The following is a 21,880-nucleotide window of genomic DNA, read 5'->3' as shown; positions in this document are numbered from 1 at the left end:
GTTTTCCTCCTAAAAGTGACTGCCCTGCTGATTGATCAATTCCTCGTCCCGTTCCGTGAGAGGAATCTGTTTGCCCCTTGAATCGAAAATCTTGATATCCAGCGCGAGTCCTCGTAATTCCTGGATGAGGACATTAAAGCTTTCCGGGATGCCGGCCGGAGAGGAAACCTCTCCCTTGACAATACTCTCGTAAATCCTGGCACGCCCCGTCATATCATCCGACTTAATGGTAAGAAGTTCCTGAAGGGTGTTCGCGGCACCGTAGGCTTCAAGGGCCCACACCTCCATTTCTCCAAGCCGCTGACCGCCGAATTGCGCTTTGCCTCCCAGCGGCTGCTGTGTTACCAGCGAATAGGGGCCCGTCGAACGCGCATGAATCTTGTCGTCAACAAGGTGGTGAAGTTTCAGCATATAGAGATATCCGACATTAACCGGATTCTCGAAAGGTATCCCGGTTCGACCGTCAAAAAGCTTGATTTTCGAGTTTTTAGGAAGCTGTGATTCTTCCAGTTTTTTCTCGATCATCTCGTTGGTCGCTGACTGGAATACCGGCGTCGCATACCATTCATCGAGTTTCATAGCCGCCCAGCCGAGTTCGGTTTCGAGTATCTGTCCGAGATTCATTCTCGACGGGACACCGAGCGGATTGAGCACGAGATCGACCGGTGTTCCGTCCTCCATAAACGGCATGTCTTCTTCTGGAAGCACCCTGGCGATGACGCCCTTGTTCCCGTGCCGTCCCGCCATCTTGTCGCCTTCCTGAAGTTTTCTCTTTGTCGCGATAAGGACCTTGACTACTTCGATCACGCCGGGATCAAGATCATCGCCTTCCGTCCGTCTCAATCGCTGGACTTCGATGACGGTTCCTTCAACGCCATGGGGAACTTTCAGGGAGGTGTCCCGCACCTCTTTGGCTTTTTCACCGAAAATGGAGTTGAGAAGCTTGAACTCCGGCGTCGAATCCGTCTCGCTTTTCGGAGTCACCTTGCCGACCAGAATGAACCCGGAGGTGACCTTCGCTCCGACCCTGATTATTCCCTCCTCGTCAAGCTGGTCGAATGAGCGTTCACTCGTGTTTGGAATATCCCTTGTAATCTTTTCAGGGCCGAGTTTCGTTTCCCGGACTTCGACGGAAAATTCCTTTATATGGATGGAGGTAAAGATATCGTCCTTGACGACATTTTCCGAAATCAGTATAGCGTCTTCATAATTGTATCCGTTCCACGGCATAAAGGCGACAAGGACATTTCTTCCAAGCGCGAGTTCGCCATTGGACGTCGCAGGACCGTCCGCGATGACATCCCCCGCCTCCACATGAATATCCTTTCTGACAATCGGTTTTTGATTGAAACAGGTGTCCTGATTGGTCCGCTTGAACTTGAAAAGCCGGTAAATGTCGATATCCTTGTTGTTTGCCGCATTATCCGGCTTTATCTGAATTTCTTTCGATGTGACATAGGTGATCACCCCCGATCGTTTTGCGATCACACAGACCCCGGAATCATATGCCGTCTTTCCTTCCATGCCCGTTCCGACCCGCGGGGGTTCGGGCTGGAGAAGAGGAACGGCCTGGCGCTGCATATTCGAACCCATGAGCGCCCTGTTCGCGTCGTCATGCTCGAGAAACGGGATCAGCGACGCCGAAACGGAAACGACCTGCTTTGGCGACACGTCCATATAATCGATTTCAGCGGGCGTTCTCGTCGTATAATCACCTCCCTTTCGGACCGGTACCATACTCTCCAAAAATGTCCCGTCTTTTGCTATCGGCGCGTTCGCCTGCGCGATAAAATACCGCTCTTCATCCATTGCGGAAAGGTATTCGATCTTTGTGGTCGCCTTTCCGTTGACCACTTTCCGGTAAGGACTTTCGAGGAACCCGTATTCATTGACACGGGTATAATTGGCCAGTGAAACGATAAGTCCGATATTCGGTCCTTCAGGCGTCTCGATCGGACACATGCGCCCGTAATGGGTATAATGAACATCTCTTACCTCAAACCCCGCCCTGTCTCTGGAGAGGCCGCCAGGCCCGAGTGCGTTCAACCGCCGCTTGTGCGTCAATTCCGAGAGCGGATTGACCTGGTCCATAAACTGCGAAAGCTGACTCGAGCCGAAAAACTCCTTGATGCTGGTCACAATCGGTTTAATCGAAATAAGATCCTGTGGTTTGATCGTCTCTATTTCCTTGAGACTCATCCGTTCCTTCGCGATTCGTTCCATGCGGGCAAAGGCCGTCTTGAGTTGATTCGAAAGCAATTCCCCGACCGAACGAACGCGCCTGTTTCCCAGATGATCGATATCGTCGACATTCGCTTCACCGATATATACCTGAATAAGGTAATTGACTGTATTGATGATGTCTTCTTTTCGCAGTGTATGGGAATCACCCATATCCTTGTAGTCGAATTTTTTATTGAGTTTATAACGGCCGACCTTGCCGAGATCATATCGTCTCGGTGAAAAGAACATCGATTGGAGATCTTTTTCGGCGCTTTCGATTGTGATCGGTTCGCCGGGCATGATATGCGAATACACGTGAGATATCGCGTCTTCTTTCGTCGGTTCGTCCTTTGAGGGATCGTCCTTCATCACCTTCATCTCTTCACGTTCGAAGCAATTGAGAATGATCATTGAATGGAGGGATTCCGGATGTTCGAAATCGATAATATCGATTTTCTTGATGCCCTGATGCAGCAACTCTTCGACATCGTGAGGATGTATTTTATCGCCCGCTCGATAAAGCTTTTTTTTCTCGTTTTCATGCTCGAGAAATACTTCCTTGGCAAAGACCTTACCGACGAGTTTTTCTTTCTCATCACGCGATTCCGAAAGCTTTATCGTCTTGATTTTATAGAAAAGCTCGATTATTTTTTCCCTGGTATCAAACCCAAGCGCCCTCAGAAACATGGTGATAAGGATTTTCTTTTTCCTGTCTATTTTCGTATAAACAAGTTCCCTTTTCTGATCTATCTCAAACTCGAGCCACGAACCTTTATACGGAATGATCCGCGACGAAAAGATCCCCTTGTCATGGGAAAAAATGACACCCGGTGAACGATGGATCTGGCTGACGACGACCCTTTCCGCACCATTGATAATAAAGGTCCCCCGATCCGTCATGAGGGGGATATCTCCCATATAAATTTCCTTTTGCCGTATCTCTCCGGTCTGGAGAAAAAGGAGATTTATCTTCGCCTTTACAGGAATGGAAAAAGTAAGGCCTTTTTCCTTACAGTCATGTTCGGAATATTTGACCCCTTCCTCATTCAATGAATAGCCGCAATATTCCAGAACCAGTTCTCCGTTCGGACTTTCGATGGGAAAGGTGTCCTGAAAAACACTTTCCAGTCCCTGGCGAAGCGGCGTTTCACCGCCCAACAACCTATTCCGTTGAATAAAGCGTTCGAATGATGAAAGTTGAATATCGATGAGGTGGGGAACAGCCATCACATCCTTATATTCTTTTCCGAGGTATTTTCGTTTAATTATTTGAGGCTTTTTAGAGCTCATTATCGTCTCCCCTCCTAAATTTATATTGCCACCGGGACATACGTATTCCGGTGGCACACGAGTAATAAATTTAAAGAGTCATTTATCATCATTAATGTTATCCAGCTACACAACCTTTCGTGTCTGTCGTATGTTTCATCTACTGAATCTCTACAACACCCCCGGCTGCGACAAGTCTTTCCTTGATTTTTTCAGCTTCCTCTTTCGAAACGTCTTCCTTCACAGGTTTATTCCCTGCTTCGACGAGTTCTTTCGCATCCTTCAATCCAAGTCCGGTAATAGCCTTGACTTCCTTGATGACCGGAATTTTCTTTCCGTCATCGCAACTCTTCAAGACAACGGTGAATTCGGTCTTTTCTTCGGATGCTTCCTGAGCACCGCCCGCCTGCTGTCCGCTGTCCATGCCGCCGATCATAGCGACAGGTGCAGCCGCAGTCACGCTAAATTTCTCTTCCATATCCTTGACAAGTTCCGAAACCTCGAGTACAGACATGTTTGCGATTGCGTCCAGAATCTGTTCTTTCGTAATTGCTGCCATGCTAATTTCTCCTTCACTCTACCAAATAGTTTATCGTTTTAAATGTCATCCCGATGTATCCCTGCCATGTATATTCTTTCTCCGGATAACTGGCTGATTTTCCCCGTCCTAAAAGACAGCCGGCCGTTTCCGCCGGCTTCCCGTTATGGAATAAACAACCAAGAAGCATGTTATCCGTCGGACGGAATACTCTTCCCGATTCCGAATACACCGGAAAATAATCGCTTTTTCATTATTTATAAAGTAAGCATTTTCCGCCCCTCCTCGGGGAAGGATGATGCTTCTCCCGCTTTCACAACAAACACATTTTCGTCTTTGTTCCCCGTGTTTATTGACAACACTCCCGCTTCCGTACGGTTTAACGGTTTTTACGAACCGCCCCCCTATTACTCGCCTTTTTCTCCTTCCTTTTTATCGGCAATTGCCTTCAAGGTGAGAACCAGTTTCTGAGTGACGCCGTTCATGGTGTAGAGGAGATTTCTCACCGGACCGATCATGGCACTCATCAACATTCCGATAAGTTGTGTTTTTCCCGGAAGTCTCGACAGTGTCTCGAGATTTTCCGGTGAAAAACGACGTCCATCGACGATGCCGCCCCGCACCGCAAAGGATTCGTTCTTCGCATAGTCGAAAAGTATCTTGAGTATCTGGCTCGTGTCCCGATTGATCAATGCAAGCGCGATCGGGCCTTTTATGATATCCTGAATATCGGGAAGGTCATACGATTTAAAGGCCAGCTTTATAAAGTTATTTTTGGCGACTTTGAGTACGGAATCCTGTTCATATAATTTTGTTCGAAGTTCCGTTATTTTTTCGACATTCAGCCCCCTGAAATCGGTAAAGACGATATCTTTCGAACCTTCGATTGCTTGCTTGAGTTTATTGACCGCATCAACCTTATATTGTTGAATACATTGTGTTTTTTCTCCCATGAGTTCTCCTTTCACGGCAACCCGCGTGTATGTAACAAACAGGGATGCGGCCTTACCGTATCGCCTTGCATCATCCCCGTTTTATTTCACTCTATGACGGGACGATCAACTGAATCATCCGACCGTTCTTTTACCCCCACGGTGTGCAATACTTTTTGTACATCCGCAGTGTCAACACTCCACGCTTCCTTTTCCGGGTTTCAGGTCCATCTTTCGATCCGGGCCGCCGGCCCGTCAGGATAGAAGCTCCTTGAACGACAACATAAATCCCGGACCCATCGTTGAAGAAAGGGCGACCGATTTGATAAACTCCCCTTTCAAATCAGCGGGTTTTTTCCTGTTCACTTCTTTTATGACAACCTTTGCATTTTCAACGATCTTGTTGTCTTCCATGGAGACCTTGCCCACGGGAAGATGAACGACCCCGGTCTTGTCCGCCCTGAACTCCATACGTCCCTTTTTGAGTTCGGAAATCGCCCCTTTAATATCAAACGTCACTGTCTGTGTTTTGGGATTCGGCATGAGACCCCTTCGTCCGAGAATCGGACCGAGTTTCCCGACATCCTTCATCATATCCGGGGTGGCGATCGCGACGTCGAAATCGATCCATCCACCCTTGATTTTTTCGATGAGGTCCGTATCGCCTATATATGTCGCACCGGCTTTTTTCGCTTCGTCCGCCTTTTCACCCTTGGCGAATACCAGTATCTTTTTTTCCTTGCCGAACTGGTGTTCGAGTACGACCGTATCCCTGACCGAAACCCCTTTTTTCAAATTGAGATTGATGGCGATCTCGACTGTCTCGTCGAATTTGGCGTAAGCGCATTTTTTAAGACCCGATACCGCTTCTTCGATACCATAGCGTGTATTCCGGTCATGGTCCTTGACCGCAGCCTGATATTTTTTTCCTCGTTTCATGTCAATCTTCCTCCACCAAAACACCCATACTGCGTGCCGTGCCCGCTATTATCTTGACGGCGCCTTCCATGCCCGTTGCGTTCAGATCGGGCATTTTCGTTGTCGCAATCTCCTGAAGCTGTTTTTTGGTTATTGTCGCCACCTTCTGCTTGTTCGGTTCCGATGAACCCTTTTCGAGATTACACGCCTTCTTGATAAGGACTGCCGCGGGCGGAGTCTTTGTAATGAAACTGAAGGATTTATCCTGATACACGGTGATGACAACGGGAATCGTCAATCCTTCTTCCATATTTTTCGTTTTATCATTAAACTGCTTAACGAACTGTGGAGCACTCACTCCGTGCGGACCAAGCGCGGGACCAACCGGCGGCGCCGGAGTGGCTTTTCCTGCCGGGACCTGCAGTTTAATCAATGCCTTTACCTTTTTCTTAGCCATATATCTTCTCCATCTCTTTATTCCGCATAAAAACGTCTAAAGTATATAATGTTTGCTTCGTTTCCTCTTCAAGGGCTTTTCGTGCCTTACTCACATACTTTCCGCTATGATGTCCCGGAATATCCCGCTCCGGACGGTGTTTCCCGTCGGGATCACCGCTTTCTTCACCATGTTTCCGTCGTTCTGCCTGATTTTCAAGCTTCACGTTCACGATATATCCGGAAAAAAGAACAGTATTACCGCACTAAATCTTTTCCACCTGCAAGAACTCAAGTTCAACCGGTGTCGCCCTGCCGAAAATACCGACCATCACTCTCAACTTGTTTTTTTCATAATTTATCTCTTCAATATTTCCCGTGAAACTGTTGAACGGGCCGTCGATGATACGCACGACCTCACCCACATTGAACTCCATCTTTGGCTTCAGTATTTTCTCCGACTTGATCTCTCCAATCTTCTGTAAAATCACTTTTGCTTCATCCTGTTCGATTGGTTTCGGCTTTTGATTCCTGTTGGATCCGACAAATCCGGTGACTCCGGGAATTTTTCTTACCTGGGCACACACTTCTTTCCACCCCGCCTCCGGCAGATCCAGTTCCACCAATACGTAACCGGGAAGAAACTTCTTCGATGTCATACGCTTCTTGCCGTCCTTCACTTCGATAATATCCTCGGAAGGGACCTTGACATCGAATATATAATCTGATAATTCGCCGTTATCAATCAGTTTCCTGATCTGTTTTTCTACTTTATTTTCCTGTCCAGAATATACATGGACTACAAACCACCCTTTAGCCATTTTCCTCCGCAACTGTTAAAAAACAAGATTCAATAATCTAAAAAGCAAGATATCGATGAAACCAAGCGCGGCAGCTATAAAAATCGTCGAAATGATAACAACCTTGGTCGATGAAAATACCTCTTCCCTGCTCGGCCATATGACTTTCTTTAATTCAGCATAACTTTCCTTAATATAACTAATTATTTTTTTCACTTTTTTCTCCTGAAATTATGTATCAGGCCAGGCAGGACTCGAACCTGCAACATCCGGTTTTGGAGACCGGCGCTCTAGCCAATTGGAGCTACTGGCCTATAGTACCGATCACTTGATCTTTGCTTCTTTGTGGAGTGTATGTTTTTTATCGAATTTGCAATACTTTTTTAATTCAAGTTTCCCCTGCATATTGCGTTTATTCTTGGATGTTGTATAATTACGTCTCTTGCACTCGGAACACCGCAGCGCAATAAGCTCGACTGTTTTTGCCTTACCTTTTGCCATTACATACTACTCCTTCTATAACCTGGTGGAAAACTACTATACACAAATTTCCACCATCGTGTCAATAGAGAAAAAATAAAAAAGTAAGCCCTCGACCAGATTCGAACTGGTGACCCCCTCCTTACCATGGAGGTGCTCTACCGGCTGAGCTACAAGGGCCTTTTAAGCACCTAATGTACATTTTTTTAGAGAAATCTGTCAAGACTTTCTTACGAATTTAAACCGATTCCCCTCATATTTCAATAGATGAACGACGTTCCCTACACCACGGTTATCCACGGATTCACCGGAAGTATATAAATTTCACGGACAGTATCACAGAACCATGCATGGGTCCAAAGGATATTTCCAGGCTTTTCAGGAGTATGTTCAATTCGGTGAATCACACCGTCATTCCCGGTTATCACAATGGCAGCAAAACGATAATTATTCAATTAAATATGGAAGTATGCCTTGACATTTTTTTATCGATTGTTTATACATTGATATACGCCGCAGGGTAGAGCAGATGGCAGCTCGTCGGGCTCATAACCCGGAGGTCGCAGGTTCGAGTCCTGCCCCTGCTAAACGAAAAGAGGTCCAAGGAGGTCCTCTTTTTTTTTATGATCATCCGCTGTTTTTTTTCTTTATTTCAATATAATGTCAGGGAAGGGAGGGGGTACGGGAATGTACGTCCCTCCCTTTATAGTGGCAGGGTGGCATTCATGGGCACACAAACGGCCCGCGGCCTTATATAAAAAACAAAATGAAAAAGGGTATCATCGATCAATTCGACATTAACCTCGAAAACTACCTCATAAAGGAACGTTTACTCGAGGAGCGGATCGGCCGTCTTGATTTTGAATATTCCGGGCTTAAGGACCTCGATGATCTTTTCGAACTCATTATTATAAAACTCACGATCGCCCTGCACTGTATTACCGCCCTGAAAACGAACATCCGCCCCTCAGAGACAGAAAATATTCAGGAACTCGCACAGACAAAATCACAAAAAGCCGTTCAGATGCTCGAAAGCCTGCTCGATTCCGGCATCTCCGAGGATCAAAAGCACATTGTGAACAACGCTCCGGGATATGAAAAGGCAAAGGAACTTCTTCACGAATTTCTCCTTGAAGGCGGGGGGTATTTCTTTCAGAGTACTATCAAGGAAAATAAATCGGCCAAAATATTTGCCGCGGCCATTGTCGATGCAATAAAAAAATACGACGGACCGGATGAAACGTATGAACCCGTCCTCGACCCGGAAAAGCTTCCCGGATTTCTCAGAAAAATCATTGAAACCTTCCTCCCCGTCCTTGCCCCCGGCAATCAGAAAGGCCCGCCGTACGGTATCGATGAAGGAGAGGAATACCTCAGACGGTCGAACCGAATGAGAATGCCCCTGTCACAGGCAGTCCATTATCTTGAAAACGAACTTCTTCCTCAATTGAAAAAGGAACTCTGCGAATCGCCGGGGAGTAAACGACTGCAGCAACGTATCTCGGAAACCGAACATCAGATAAACGAACTCAAACGACTCCGGTTTTTGCCCCGATCCTCGCCTGTATTTCCGGAAAAAAACTATTATACTGATGCAATTAGCGGGTATACGGAGAACGGAGAACTCCTTGTTACCTTGCATATTCCGGTCATCTATCCGTCTGGTACCAATCTGTCGAGAATGCAGGAAATGGTGAAAGCCGAAATTACCCGCCGGCTCGCCGGGAAAGGGGTCTGTCCGGAACTCGACCGCCATTATTTTTTTCTGAAAAGCCTCGAAAGCGGAAGGAGGGGAAGCTCGCGGACTCCTTCCATGAAACTCGATACCGCCATGGGGTTCAGTCTGCTGAAGAACCGTTATCCCTTCCTGAAGCTGCTTGAGCGGAAAGATCTTTTTAAAAGGCTGCTCGGGCTTGTCCGCAGGAGGGGTGTTGTCGCGGCCCGCCGTACGGTACTGAAAATAATCACCTCTGACGGCGAACGATTTACCTTACTCGAATAACCCGCCGGATATTTCCTTGTGACGTCGATGTACGGAAATATTATGGCCATAGCCTTTATCGAAATAAAGCAGGCGACCCTATGGACCACCTCCAAAGGAGGTGGTATCCTAACGGTAATGAACCGCGCCGTTATAAGCGGTTTCATACCGATAATGCCGTTTTTGTCCGGAACATTATCGGATTATTTTAAAAAAGGAGGGATTCTACCATGAAAGTCATGGTCGTTTATGATTCGGTATTCGGCAATACGGAGAAAATTGCGCTTGGCATGCGCGGCGCTTCTGTTCCGGATACTGTTTTTGAAGCCCGCAGGGCGACCGGCGTCGTGTATGGTCAACTCGAGGATGTCGATGTACTGATTGTGGGCTCACCTACCCGCGCGTTCCGGCCTACAAAAAATATAATAACCTTTCTCAAAAGCATTCCAAAAAAGAAGCTGGACGGAAAGGGGGTGGCGGCATTCGATACGAGAATAGAGGCAGCCGCAACCTCGTCATCCGCCCTCAGGTTCCTCATGAACCTTTTCGGATATGCCGCCGATCCGATATTGCAAAAACTCGTAAAAAAGGGCGGTACACCCCTCGCCGATCCGGAAGGTTTTATCGTGGAAGGGTCTGAAGGTCCTCTCGGAAAGGGGGAAGAGGAACGGGCGGTCGAATGGGCCGGCGGTATCGCAGAAAAAGCCCGATCACGGTAAGGTTTTCCCGCCGTGTTTCATGCCCCAAAATGCCTATTTTTTCAATTTTTTAAGGCGTTTGTTGTAGAGTCTCATTATTTTGTCCCGGTCGAAACCTAAACGCATCAATACCCCCGGATCGTCCCGAACCGTTTCATACATGATCCTGTGCCTGTCTTTATCGATCAACATGAGAAGGTTTTTTTTGGGTGCCTCATGGGCCAGGTATGAGGTAAAAAGCATTTTCAGCGGTTCCCTCCTATCATAATGTTTGATGAGAAAAACAAGTTTATCAGTTATGAGAATCCTGGCGTTTTTTACTACCTCCCCCCGCTGTCTGGATAGTTTCGGCATGTCTTTGTTTCGCTCAGAGCCTGTATCCCCGGCCGACTTTTTTCTATCGGCAACCCGCCGCTCTTTTTTCCTTCGGTCGGTCCCCGTGTGTCCCGAAGAAATCCTTGTACGCCTTTCCGCTTTCCTCCGGTCAACGTCCCTCCTCAAAAGCCGCTCTTTCTGCGGTTTTTGCCTGCCTGCCGTCACGGTACCTTTTGATTCGGTCTTCCCGACATTGGCCCATCCGGAGAGGATCGCGATAAAATCCTGTAATTCGTTTTCGTGCACGCCCAGAAATTTCGCCTTCAGACTGTCCGAGGGAAACTTTCGGATAAAAACGAACAATTCCCGCGATAGCTTCCGTTTATCATAGCCCACATTATTTTTGTCGTCGATATATGATTTGATTTTTCCGAATCCGATGTAATGCTTATTATCATAGGTAAAAATCTTTCCGGCATTGAAGAGCGTGGACACAATATACTGACGTTCCTTTGATCGCCCTCCCCCGAATCGATCTTTTAAACCCTGATCCTCAGACACCTGTTTGAGAATCACCTGATGCGGATCCGAAAAATACTCCATACCGGTAAGGGCTTTTTCGATCTCCTCGGGAACAAGTTCTCCGTTTTCTTTCATGGGCGGCATTTCTTCATGTTTTCCGGGAGGTGTTTTCTCCTTTTTGGCATCCCCATCCTGCCGTCCTTCCTCTTCCTTCTTGTTGATAATTCTCATCCTGAGCCGTTCGATGATACCTGCCGCTTCTTTTCCAAAACGGTCCGCCACCATCTCCCAATTGACCAGTTTGTCGGTCGAAAGTATATTTTTCAACGCATGCAGATTTTTCGTCAGTGAGGAATATTCGGGATTGCCCTCCGTATGATCGATATACTTTTCCTGCAGATGCGGGAGTATCTCTTCGGGATTTTCTATCGCCCGCAGACATTTGAGAATTGCGCTGATACCGATTCCGCCGCCGGATACCCCTCCCGGCACGGGAGCGGGTGCCGCTTCTCCTTTTTTCACCGCCTCGTTATTGATCTCCTTGACACGGACCTTTTTCATACGCCCGACAATCTCGCGGATCATTTTCCTTGTTTCTTTCAAGAGTCCCTGTTTATCCAGTAATGCTTCGATAGAATCGACGGTGGTATCGACCGGTATATCGGCCCCTTCGTAGAGGACCGGCATAAAAATATTCTGGTTTATCGCATTAAGGATGTCACTCTCATCCGTGATATTCTTTTCCAGAAACACAGGCAGCATTGTATGGTTGATGAGATGGGGAACCGCTTCGGGAAAACATCGGGTAAGTTCCGAAAAAAGCTTCATGATGCGGTTTTCAAGCGTACTCGACTTCTCGGTGACGGTCGTTGCGGTTTTCGCGCGCAACGCCTCCGCGATCTCCTCCGATTTTCTTTTTCCTGTCTCGAGGAGGCGTTCTTTGACGACCATGTCGATCGCCGCTTTATCCTTCCGTGAGATGGTCCGGTCCTCTTCAACCTTTTCCGTTTCTTGATCCTTCGCACGCCGAACATCGTCCTCTCCGCTTCGTTTGATTTCCCGGCCTTCCACGGTACTCCGATCTTTATCGGTACTCCGATCTTTATCGGTACTCCGATCTTTATCGGTACTCCGACCTTTATCGGTACTCCGATCTTTATCGGTACTCCGATCTTTATCGGTACTCCGACCTTTATCGGTACTCCGACCTTTATCGGTACTCCGACCTTTTCCTGATTCCCCGCCGTCTCCTTCCGTCGTCTTGTTTTGTTCTTCCCGTTTATTGTGTTTCGTAAACGCATACCGCCGCCGGGCTTTTTCTTTTTTTTCGGAGTCCGTTTCGGTGGCTATACCATCGTATTCGTCTTCTCCATCCCAGGTTCCCTCTTCATTGTCAAAAATTATTTCATTGTCTGAAACTTCCTCCTCACCGGTATTCTCATCCATTTCCCGGTCCCCTATATTTTCCCCTATATCCCGTTCTTCTTCGCCGCCCCCCCCCTCGATTCCCTCAGTCGGCAGCAACTGCTCTCCCCCGGCACCGGTGTCCCCCGCGATGCGTTCGGTAGCGGAATCATCATCACCGGAAGGCGGGACCTCTTCAGGGGTGGTGCCGCCGCCGGTTGCCTCCTTACCTGACACGTGAATTGCCCCACCCGCGACCCGGTTCATATGCTTTTTCAGAAATACCTTGAAATCCTCGAGGACCGTGCGGATAATCTGAGGCGTAACGTCAAAAAAGGAAAGATACGGCTGTCCGATCTCCCGCCCGTCTTTACGGCTTACAACAACATCCTTTGGAACGATCGAGTTATGCAGCACATTGTCGATGATATTAATTCGTGCCTCGAGCGACGGCTTATCGCTTCCAAGAATATAGACGGCGCAATAGGCGATATGATCGTTCGTAAGCCCCAATTCATCCTGAAGGGTGATCGTGGTTCCTGACACCTTGTATCGTGAGAGCTTGAGGATTCTAAGGTACTCACGCTTTTGGGCATATGACAGTAACACCTTGTCCGCCAGTACTTTGAGACCCGATTCCGGTTTGTCATCGCTTTCGGTATTGAGTATGTAGTAAAGCAGTTTTCTCTGTTTCTGGAAGAGATCCTCGTCCGGCAACGGTTTCAGCTTTTCCTGTTTTTTGATATATTGCCGCCTGATCACCTTTCCGGGGAGTTTCAGCACCGCCCGGGTGAGGGTGATGATATTTTCGTGTACCTCATGATGCCAGGACAAAGCGGACGCTTCACAAGTATCGAAAAAATCACTCTCGAGTCTTTCTTCAAGCCCCTCTTTCAACTCTGATTCGATCCGGTCCATATGATACTGCATAAGCGACGTGTAATCCGAGTATGCCTCGAGATAACGCCGTATCCGCAGCCAGTCGAGTTTCATATGGAGATCGGTGATATTTTCGAGCGATTCGACAATCCATTCACCTGAAATTTCTCCCGGCACGAGCTCTTCACCGCCGTCGATATTACCGATCAATGTCCGTATCGTCGAAACGAGGTGATTATATTCGGGATCGTCGAGACGCTGATTCAGGTATGCGATTTTTTCACGGTTCGATTGTAATGACAGAAGGTGGTCGAAAACGGTCCGCAGCAGCCCGCCTTCACGCACCTTTGCGCGAGTGAGGGATTCGAGCACATTTTCGATATACCGTTCGATATCGGGCTCGTCGCTGAAATATTTGTTTTTCAGCCAGAACCGCAGCGTCTCGATTTTTTCACCGAGTGTGGGAATAAGCGCAATTTCCCGTGCGATCGATTGTATATTATCCTGCGCGCTTTCCGTCTCTTCCACTCGTGCTGATCTTCCCGTTTCGGATTCGCTAAAATCGACGATCCGCCGGATCAGATCGCCGTCGGTACCGGGCTTTCCTTCCGATTGTTTTTGCAACAGAACGATAGCGCTTTGAAGTTTGTTTTCGAGTTTCCTGATGAGATTGGGGTAGTATTGTTTCAAGCTTCCCAGATCATCGAGAAGGTTTTCGGCGACGATTTTTTGCGTCTCGAGTGGCAGTCCCGAAAATATCTCGTCGAAATGCTCTTCAACGGTGAGCCGTTCCAGATTCTGAACCGTTCCGAAAATACCGGCGTATGCGGGATCTTCCGCCATCTCTTCCAGCACGGCGATCTGGGTGAGGACACTCTTGCCCCGAAGCCGCCTTTTCAATTCGTCGAGTTTCAGCGTCCACTCTTTATTCACCTTTCGGAGGTGCATCGTCATCTGCCGCACACGTCTTGTAATCATCGAATCCTCACCGATTAAGCCCGCGAGCCGGCCGGCGAGATCCTCGATATACTCGACGCATGTCGGTTTTCCGTATTGATATTCGACTTTTTTGAGTTTTGTCATTATGATCCCGATGAGGTGCCCGCAATCCTTTTCATTCAGGTATTCGACGATCCCCTCGAAATACGGGTCGAATCTCGGATCGAATCCGAGGGACTCGATAAGGAGGGTTTTTTCGTTCTCGCTATATTTTTCGATCTCGGCCGCGATCTCCTGCGGATTATCGCTTTTCTCGAGTTTTCTGAGGAACTCATCTTCTTCGGGACCGAAATCCGGCAGCTTTTCCGACCATTCCTCATCCGACACGATGTCCGAACCGGCTTCTTCATCGTTTTGGATATCCATGGATGTCTTCTCTTCCTGCAGGACGATCCGGTAGAAGGAACCCAGATGCCTGAATATCGTATCAGCCGTTGCCTCGAGCCGTTTGTCTTTGATTTTCGATTTGATATACGGGCCCAGATCCTCGATCCGCTTACTCCTCTCAGAAAGGTCATCGATTTTCATGAGAGCCCTTACCGTATAGGTGATGATTCTTATTTCACCTTTCAATTCCCATTCGAGCCGCTTGAGGTACCCGAAGTACTGCCGCATCACCTCTCCTTTATCATGACCGTTATCCGACGCCAATCCTTCCGTTTTCTTGAGAATCTCACTGACAATAGCCCGTTTCACGACATTCGAGGTAACTGAATCTCGCTTGAGTTCATCGATAAAATTCATTATCTGCGGAAGACCGGTATTCCCGATAGTAAGGCTGATTCTTTGTTTTCGGCGCTTCAGGTCATCGAGAAACGATCGATAATAATTCGAAAAAGCGGTTTTTTGTTTTTCGGAAAGCGAATCCGCTTCCGTTTGCCCGATGAACCGGACGATGATGCGTTTTGCTTCCACCGCGTGCACGGTATCAAGAAGACGCCTCAGTGATTGACTCAAAGGATCAACGTCCGCCGCGGAAAGGCCCGGCGAGGTCCCTGCATGAGAGGGGCGAAGCAGCGACGATGCCCCTTCGGTATCCTCTTCGACGCGTTTCGACGGATAATTTCCGTATTCAACGGGCCTCTCCTGCTGCTGCCTGAAAAATCCCCCGAAAATCCGGCCGATTCGAGCAAAAAGGCTTGTTTTTTTGTCGGTATCTGTCCTCTGTTTTGCCACGCTCTTCTACCCTATACTATAATAAGGCATTATCACAAAAATCAATGGCAACTTCTTTTTTTCACAGGCGGGATACTATCATAGCTTTTTAAATCGACGTCGATGCCTTCACTATCAATGTAATCTATATCGGACGAAAAATCTACATCATTGCCGTGCATTCGATCAGCCGACCGGCTTATCGCAATATCCTCATGGCATTGAAAACCGCCAGGAGACTCACCCCGATATCGGCAAAGACGGCAAACCACATTTCCGCATACCCCAGACTTCCCAGGATAATAAAGGCGATTTTAACGGTAATCGCAAAAACGATATTCTGGATGATGATCCTCCGTGTTTTTTTTCCGATCCGGACGGCTTCACCGATTTTCGAGAGCCTGTCCGTCATGAGAACGATATCCGCGGTATCGATCGCGGCGTCCGTTCCGCTTTTTCCCATCGCGAATCCGACATCGGCGCGCGCGATCACCGGCGCATCGTTGATGCCGTCACCCACAAAGGCCACCTGTTCTCCTTTGCCGCACCCATCCAGCACCTTCTCCAGTTCCCTGACCTTCTCTTCCGGCAGCAAGTGTGCGTGGTACTCATCGAGTGAAAGACGCGATGAAAGTATCCTCGCCTCATCCTCGCTGTCCCCGGTAAAAAGAACGATACGCTTGATCCCTTCTTTCCTGAGGCCGTCGATTGCTTCCCGGGCGTCATCCTTTATTTCATCCCCGATGATGATATAACCCGCGTACCGGTCATCTTCGGCGACATGAACGACAGTGCCCGCGGTATGGCAGACCGTATGAGAAATCCCCTCACGGTGAAGCAGCCCGTCATTACCGGCCGTAATTCTTTTTCCTGAGACCGTTGCGATAACGCCGTGGCCGGAGACCTCCTCGTGCGACGTGATTTCGTGAGAGGACGGCTTTTTCCCGTAATAATCGAAAAGCGACGCGGCGATGGGATGATTCGAATGGGATTCCGCCGATACGGCAAGCCGGAGGACTTCTTCCTTTGTATATCCCGGTTCCGGGACGATCTCCCTGACCGTGAAAACGCCCTTTGTGAGTGTCCCGGTCTTGTCAAAAATAACGGTTTTTATCCCGGTGAGAATATCGAGGTAATTCGAACCCTTGATGAGGATACCGTTCTTTGACGCCTTACCAATCCCACTGAAATAACCGAGCGGAATACTCAGGACAAGAGCACACGGACATGAAATCACGAGAAGCACCAGGGCCCTGTTTATTGCGTCCTGAAACGAGAAACCCTGAAAAAGAAGCGGCGGCAGCAGGGCAATGAGAAGTGCCGTGGCAACGACAAAAGGTGTGTAGAAACGTGCGAAACGCGAAATAAATTTCTCCGTCCCGGCTTTTTTTCTGTTCGCATTTTCAACAAGATCCAGAATCACGGAAAGCGATGATTCACTGAAAACCCTTTTGACCGTGACGCTGACGGCGGCGGTTTTATTGATCATTCCGGCCAAAATGGTATCGCCTTTTTTCAATATCCGGGGGACGCTTTCACCGGTCAGGGGGGAGGTGTCCACCTGCGATGTCCCGTTGACAATGACGCCGTCCAGCGGAACCCGTTCTCCCGGCTTGACGACGATAGTACTCCCGGCAGCGACCTCCTTCGGATGAATCGTCTTGAGTCCGGTCTCCGTCTTGAGGTGCGCCGTCTCCGGCCTGAGTGCCAAAAGCGAACCGATCGACCTGCGCGAATGTGAAAGTGAAAGATTCTGGAAGAACTCACCGACCTGATAAAAAAGCATCACCCCGACGGCTTCCGGCAATTCGTTTATGAGAAAAGCTCCGATGGTGGCTACACTCATGAGAAAATTTTCATCGAACAGCTTTCCCCGAACCATATTTATTGCCGCATTCCTGAGTACCTTCCACCCGCTGATGATATAGGCGCACCCGAAAACCAGATATTCGGCAAAAGAATACGGGGTTGCATGGAGAATCTGCTGAAAAAAAAGCCCTGTTATAAACAGTACGGCGGCAATCCCGATTGGCACGAGACTTCGAAACGGAATTCTATGTCCGTCATCGATATGCTCCCCGATCACGGTGATATCGGGATGGATATCTGCGAGATCCCGCAGGACCTCCTCAGGAGACGGGGAATCGAGTGTCATCGTTGATGTGGCGAAGTTGATCGAAACCGAACGGACATCCTTTCGTTTGTTCAGACTTTTTTCGATATCCGCGGCACATTCATGACAATCGAGATTTTTGAGTTTATATGTTTTCATCCCGTACCTTCTCTTTCCTGCATATGCGTCAATCCCCGGTCGACGATCTCTTCGACATGTAAATCCGAAAGGGAATAAAATATCACCTTCCCCTCCTTCCGGTAGCGGACGATACGGTTCTGCTTGAGGATACGGAGTTGATGCGAAACTGCGGACTGGTTCATGCCGATCTCGAAGCTTATTGCACTCACACAGCGTTCTTTGCCGAAAAGCGCGAAAAGAATTTTCAATCTCGTCGGATCGCCCAAAACACTGAAGAAATCCGCCAGGTTCTGTAATGTCGCTTGAAAAGGAGATGATCCTCCTTCGCGTACTCCCGTCATCGTTCCCTTTTTTTCCGCCATTGTCTGTCTCTCTTTCACATCAATTGAATATATGAACACATATTCATATATAATATACAATTTCATTGTAATCCGGTCAAGAACGGACACGGCGATAATTACCGGTCCGATGCTGGAGGACGTCAACCAATGTTTACTGTTTATTAATTCTTTCTATGTTGAATACTTGATGCATTGAGTGAGGAGCATGTTAAGTCCGGTATATTTAGTGTACGATCTGTATTCGATTTGCCGGGTATAAAATTATCCCGTACAGAATTATTATACATTTCAATCGGGATACCCCTGCTTTTTATAGAGAAATCACGTCGACGAGACAGGTCCCCTGCGTTGTTACCGATTCACTCCGTCGCGAAAGACGAAATCACATCACCCAGCATGGAAAGCGGCAGACTCATTTCAAGCATGACACCTTTCTCTTCCTTCGTGACTTTCATTGACTTCATTATCCCGGCAAGGGCCGGATTATCGGCCCCCGAAGAAGCCTGGCTTTTTGAGAGATTCATAATGGTAAAAATGGTCGCCTTCTGATCTTCATCCGCAACGAGTAAAAGGCATTGAACAAGGAGATCGTCATCACCCACATCGACGGAAAAAGCGACTGAGGCAACACCTGAAAAGAGGGTCATGACAAGTGCCGCATTATCTTCGTCGGAAGCGTTGAGAAAGTCGCCAAAGGTGGTGATCCCTCCGAATCCGGCGGCATTCATCTCGACGGTCTGCGCGATAGAAAGAAGACTTTCCGCTTTCTCTTCCTTCTCCGGATCGAGGAGTACCGCCAGCACCGATTCGCTTCCCATGAAAACCAGCGAGTCACTTAAAAAGGCATAACAATCGAGTCCGTCGCCGGACTGTTTTGTATAGACGGCGATATGCGAAGGTGTGTTTTCATTCTCCGTAAAACCGTCCCGCTTTAACCAGTCGGCGAGAAGTTTCCGGTCATACCGGAGATTGATGATAACCGAGCCTTCATTGTTTTTGGCGCCGGGAATAAAATCGATAAGACCGACGGAAAGAAAATAGACGTCCTCTTCGAGGTCGATATCGCATTCATTCAAAAAAGCGTTCAGTTCTTTTATTTCCTTCATCGCCGTGAAAAACAACCGGGTTATATAGTCGTTTTTCTTCATTTCTCCGACATTGACGACAAAAAAAACATTCGCTTCCGGGTGAAGAAGCTTCACCATATCTTCGGGGCTGCATTCACCGCTTGTAAATGAAGGTCCGCTCGCGCATCCGGCAACAATGACACAGATTATACTTATTAATAGGATGTGATGTTTCATACTCACACTATAAGCCAATATCATCATGTTTTCAAATAGCAGACATCTTTTTTTATAGATATTATGGGGTTTTTGTGATAAAATTAATGGCGGCGGCTGAGTTTTTCCGTAAACCGATGCGTTGTCGATGCGGTTGCCTGCCGTCTTCCTGCCGGCAGGTATCAAACATTGGCGGATTAACTGTTTATCGTGTCAAGCGGAGGTGCAATGACTAAAAACGCTATTATCTTCCTTTTTTTACTTTCGTGTGCCGTTATTTCAGTGACGGCGGAAGAGGCCGTTCTTTCTTATATCGGCGGCAAAGAAATCGTCATCTACACCCCCGACTTTCGCCTGATACCTTTTGAAGAACTCATCAAAGGCGACCCGGTCCCCCCGGGAAGTGTGATCGAGACGGGAATTCGAAGTTCCTGTGAACTCAGTCTCGGGGGTGGGCGTACCGGCATCAAACTCGACGATAAAACCACTTTCAAAATCGAATCCGTACGGACGTCCGGGGAGACGGGAGGTCTCACATTCAAACTCATCGAGGGAACATGCCGTGTCGTTACGGGTCCCGAAACACGCAGCGTCCCATCCCGTTTTATCTGCGGAACATCGATATGCACCGCCTCTCGCGCAGATTTCGGGATGACTGTCAAGCGGGGAAAGGAAGAAAGTGTCTTTGTTCTCAAAGGCGAATGTTTTTTCTCGAACAGCAGGGGGGAAATCATCACCGTCACCGAAGACAGGATGGCCGACAGCTACGGCGGGCAGTTCAGATCCGTTCCCCTTTCGGACCGGTACCGTTTCCTTGCCGGCCGGCTTGTGTTCGAATCCGCAATCAAGGACCCTTTTACCGGCAATACGATTCCACTCTCCCCTGAAGCGGAGACGACCCCGCTTCCGACGGCCCCACCGGGCGTTGAGGCCGTGGGGGAGCCGACGCCCCCTTCCCCGGAAGGAGCGGCCGCCTTTGAAAAGACAAAAACGGGGAGTTCGGATAAAGGATCACCGGATACACCTTCGATTAAGGATAAACCGCCGGAAAAGCGGGAGTTCATAGTCAGTGATGTCGAGAACGGCACCCTCATTGTCGTTATCGAAGAAGAGAAAAGCGGCGCAGGATACGATCTCAATGAAATATATAACCTCTACGAGCAGATCATCAGGACCGGCGATCAGACGCGTTACTCCGGTTTCATCGATTCAGTCTACCTGAAAGCGATTGAAAAAAACCGGCTTGTATTTTCGTTTTTAAAGGAAAGGGCCTCCGCCAACGGCAAAAAAGGATATATTCTTTCACCAACCGGCCAGCTCTACGAACCGAAATCGGTCCCGGTTACCACAGAACCGGAACATAAAGCCGATGAAACCGTACCTGAAGCATCCTCTGAAGAAACGGCAGCAGAAGCGGTACCGGAAGCTCCCGCAGAAGAAACGGTTTCAGAAACGGAACCGGAAATCATCGAAGCGGATGAAATCTCAGAAACGGTCCCCAAAACGGAAAAAACAATTTCATCGCATTCGCGCCCCCTCTTCAATATCGGCATGGGCGCAAGCCTGTCCATGGGGTTCTTCGATACACCAGACTGGGGGAGTTACCCGATCAATATTTCCCTCCTTCTAATGCTGTTAAGCAGCCGGGTCAACTACTATGCCGATGTCCTTCTCAATTTTCTTCCTTTTTTGGGTGTCGGGATTGAAGCCGGCTGCGCATTCATGACCTGGAAAGAAGAGAATCTTGACATTGAAGTGCTTTTTCTCGATGTCCCGGTCAGGGGGTTTCTCCGTTTCGGGGGCGGCGGCACCTTTATCCAGGTATACGGCGGTTACTATTTTTGTGTCATGGGAAGCGCACTCGACGGTCTCGATATGGGGGTAAAGATATCGCTTGGAGGGTTTATTATCGAAGGTTCGTATATCGTCACGGATATCGAAAACTTCTTCAGTCCCTCATCGTATTTTCGCGCGGCAATCGGCTGGTCGTGGAACGACATCCTGGGCAAATGAGTCATGACATCGGTATATATGATTAAAGACATATCAGATGAGATGTGAGCAAGGCACAAAGCGGTCGCCCGTTACTCTTCGACATAAGACGAAAGCTGTTTGTAGAGGGCGTCGCTCAACCCGAAACCCGCGTTCTCGGCCATCTTTTTCGCGTATTCGTCATAAAGCATATCCTCGAAAACATCCTGGGCGAATCCGCCGTCGAGAAGTCCCGTCTTGTTCACGGTCTTTCTCATGACATCGAGCATCTGTTTGATATAGATCGCCTCGAACTCCCGGCACGCCTTGTACAATTTTCCGTTCTTTTTGTTCCCGTTTGATGTCACCGCGTTCTTTCCGGCCGTTACGTTCTTTTCCGCGGCTTCCATCCTTGCCGTATGATAGGTATCCCGGACCCCCAAACTCCCGATATCGAGTACTCCCATATCCTTCCTCCTT

General features: G+C 48.4%; 16 protein-coding genes and 3 tRNA genes. 4 read left to right on the top strand and 15 right to left on the bottom strand.

The genetic code is table 11. The features are described 5' to 3' along the window. Nucleotides 1-9 precede the first annotated feature (9 nt). From rpoB to JW881_18360, 10 genes are all read right to left on the bottom strand, one after another. Nucleotides 10-3,513, bottom strand: a complete 3,504-nt coding sequence (rpoB, locus tag JW881_18405) for a DNA-directed RNA polymerase subunit beta (GenBank protein ID MBN1699497.1) — start codon at nt 3,511-3,513, stop codon at nt 10-12. A 139-nt stretch (nt 3,514-3,652) separates the two neighbouring features. Continuing rightward, complete coding sequence (gene rplL / locus JW881_18400; protein ID MBN1699496.1) at nt 3,653-4,051, bottom strand: 50S ribosomal protein L7/L12; 399 nt, start codon at nt 4,049-4,051, stop codon at nt 3,653-3,655. A 386-nt stretch (nt 4,052-4,437) separates the two neighbouring features. After that, nucleotides 4,438-4,983: a 50S ribosomal protein L10 gene (locus JW881_18395; protein ID MBN1699495.1), complete on the bottom strand. Its 546-nt coding sequence runs from the start codon at nt 4,981-4,983 to the stop codon at nt 4,438-4,440. 234 nt (nt 4,984-5,217) lie between these two features. Continuing rightward, entirely contained in the window at nt 5,218-5,901 is a 684-nt protein-coding gene (locus JW881_18390; protein ID MBN1699494.1) for a 50S ribosomal protein L1, read from the bottom strand. A 1-nt stretch (nt 5,902) separates the two neighbouring features. Further along, the gene (gene rplK, locus JW881_18385; GenBank protein MBN1699493.1) at nt 5,903-6,337 is read right to left on the bottom strand and encodes a 50S ribosomal protein L11; all 435 of its coding nucleotides are present in this window, start codon (nt 6,335-6,337) and stop codon (nt 5,903-5,905) included. Between the two features lie 244 nt (nt 6,338-6,581). Continuing rightward, complete coding sequence (nusG, locus tag JW881_18380; GenBank protein MBN1699492.1) at nt 6,582-7,136, bottom strand: transcription termination/antitermination factor NusG; 555 nt, start codon at nt 7,134-7,136, stop codon at nt 6,582-6,584. Nucleotides 7,137-7,151: 15 nt separating this feature from the next. Further along, nucleotides 7,152-7,331: a preprotein translocase subunit SecE gene (gene secE, locus JW881_18375; protein MBN1699491.1), complete on the bottom strand. Its 180-nt coding sequence runs from the start codon at nt 7,329-7,331 to the stop codon at nt 7,152-7,154. Nucleotides 7,332-7,354: 23 nt separating this feature from the next. Continuing rightward, nucleotides 7,355-7,429 (bottom strand) — tRNA-Trp (locus tag JW881_18370). 10 nt (nt 7,430-7,439) lie between these two features. Then, nucleotides 7,440-7,616, bottom strand: coding sequence for a 50S ribosomal protein L33 (rpmG, locus tag JW881_18365; protein ID MBN1699490.1), 177 nt, complete (start codon nt 7,614-7,616; stop codon nt 7,440-7,442). Between the two features lie 86 nt (nt 7,617-7,702). After that, nucleotides 7,703-7,775 (bottom strand) — tRNA-Thr (locus JW881_18360). Nucleotides 7,776-8,109: 334 nt separating this feature from the next. Here JW881_18360 and JW881_18355 point away from each other — a divergent pair. The 3 genes from JW881_18355 to JW881_18345 all read left to right on the top strand — a co-directional run bounded on the left by JW881_18355 (nt 8,110) and on the right by JW881_18345 (nt 10,295). Further along, nucleotides 8,110-8,182: transfer RNA gene (locus tag JW881_18355), tRNA-Met, on the top strand. Nucleotides 8,183-8,361: 179 nt separating this feature from the next. Beyond that, on the top strand, nt 8,362-9,597 hold the full coding sequence (locus tag JW881_18350) for a hypothetical protein (GenBank protein MBN1699489.1): 1,236 nt from the start codon (nt 8,362-8,364) through the stop codon (nt 9,595-9,597). 209 nt (nt 9,598-9,806) lie between these two features. Further along, nucleotides 9,807-10,295: a flavodoxin family protein gene (locus JW881_18345; protein ID MBN1699488.1), complete on the top strand. Its 489-nt coding sequence runs from the start codon at nt 9,807-9,809 to the stop codon at nt 10,293-10,295. A 33-nt stretch (nt 10,296-10,328) separates the two neighbouring features. On the opposite strand, the gene JW881_18340 is transcribed toward JW881_18345, so the two are convergent. The 4 genes from JW881_18340 to JW881_18325 all read right to left on the bottom strand — a co-directional run bounded on the left by JW881_18340 (nt 10,329) and on the right by JW881_18325 (nt 19,450). Then, nucleotides 10,329-15,569 (bottom strand): hypothetical protein, encoded by a 5,241-nt coding sequence (locus JW881_18340; GenBank protein MBN1699487.1) that lies wholly within the window; start codon nt 15,567-15,569, stop codon nt 10,329-10,331. A gap of 178 nt (nt 15,570-15,747) precedes the next feature. Next, nucleotides 15,748-17,820 carry a cadmium-translocating P-type ATPase gene (gene cadA, locus JW881_18335; GenBank protein ID MBN1699486.1) on the bottom strand — a complete coding sequence of 691 codons (2,073 nt, stop codon included), beginning with the start codon at nt 17,818-17,820 and terminating at the stop codon, nt 15,748-15,750. Next, entirely contained in the window at nt 17,817-18,143 is a 327-nt protein-coding gene (locus JW881_18330; protein MBN1699485.1) for a helix-turn-helix transcriptional regulator, read from the bottom strand. Before JW881_18330 ends, cadA begins: the two co-directional genes overlap by 4 nt. Before the next feature lie 362 nt (nt 18,144-18,505). Beyond that, nucleotides 18,506-19,450 (bottom strand): hypothetical protein, encoded by a 945-nt coding sequence (locus JW881_18325; protein MBN1699484.1) that lies wholly within the window; start codon nt 19,448-19,450, stop codon nt 18,506-18,508. A 207-nt stretch (nt 19,451-19,657) separates the two neighbouring features. On the opposite strand from JW881_18325, the gene JW881_18320 reads away from it, so the two are divergent. Further along, nucleotides 19,658-21,442, top strand: coding sequence for a hypothetical protein (locus tag JW881_18320; protein MBN1699483.1), 1,785 nt, complete (start codon nt 19,658-19,660; stop codon nt 21,440-21,442). Nucleotides 21,443-21,513: 71 nt separating this feature from the next. Here JW881_18320 and JW881_18315 read toward each other — a convergent pair whose 3' ends face one another. Beyond that, a complete protein-coding gene (locus JW881_18315; GenBank protein MBN1699482.1) occupies nt 21,514-21,867 on the bottom strand; it encodes a rod-binding protein in 354 nt (117 codons plus the stop codon). Between the last annotated feature and the right edge of the window lie 13 nt (nt 21,868-21,880).

It is taken from the genome of Spirochaetales bacterium (assembly GCA_016930085.1).
Lineage (GTDB): Bacteria > Spirochaetota > Spirochaetia > SZUA-6 > JAFGRV01 > JAFGHO01.
This window is presented reverse-complemented; position numbering and strand designations above follow the sequence as displayed.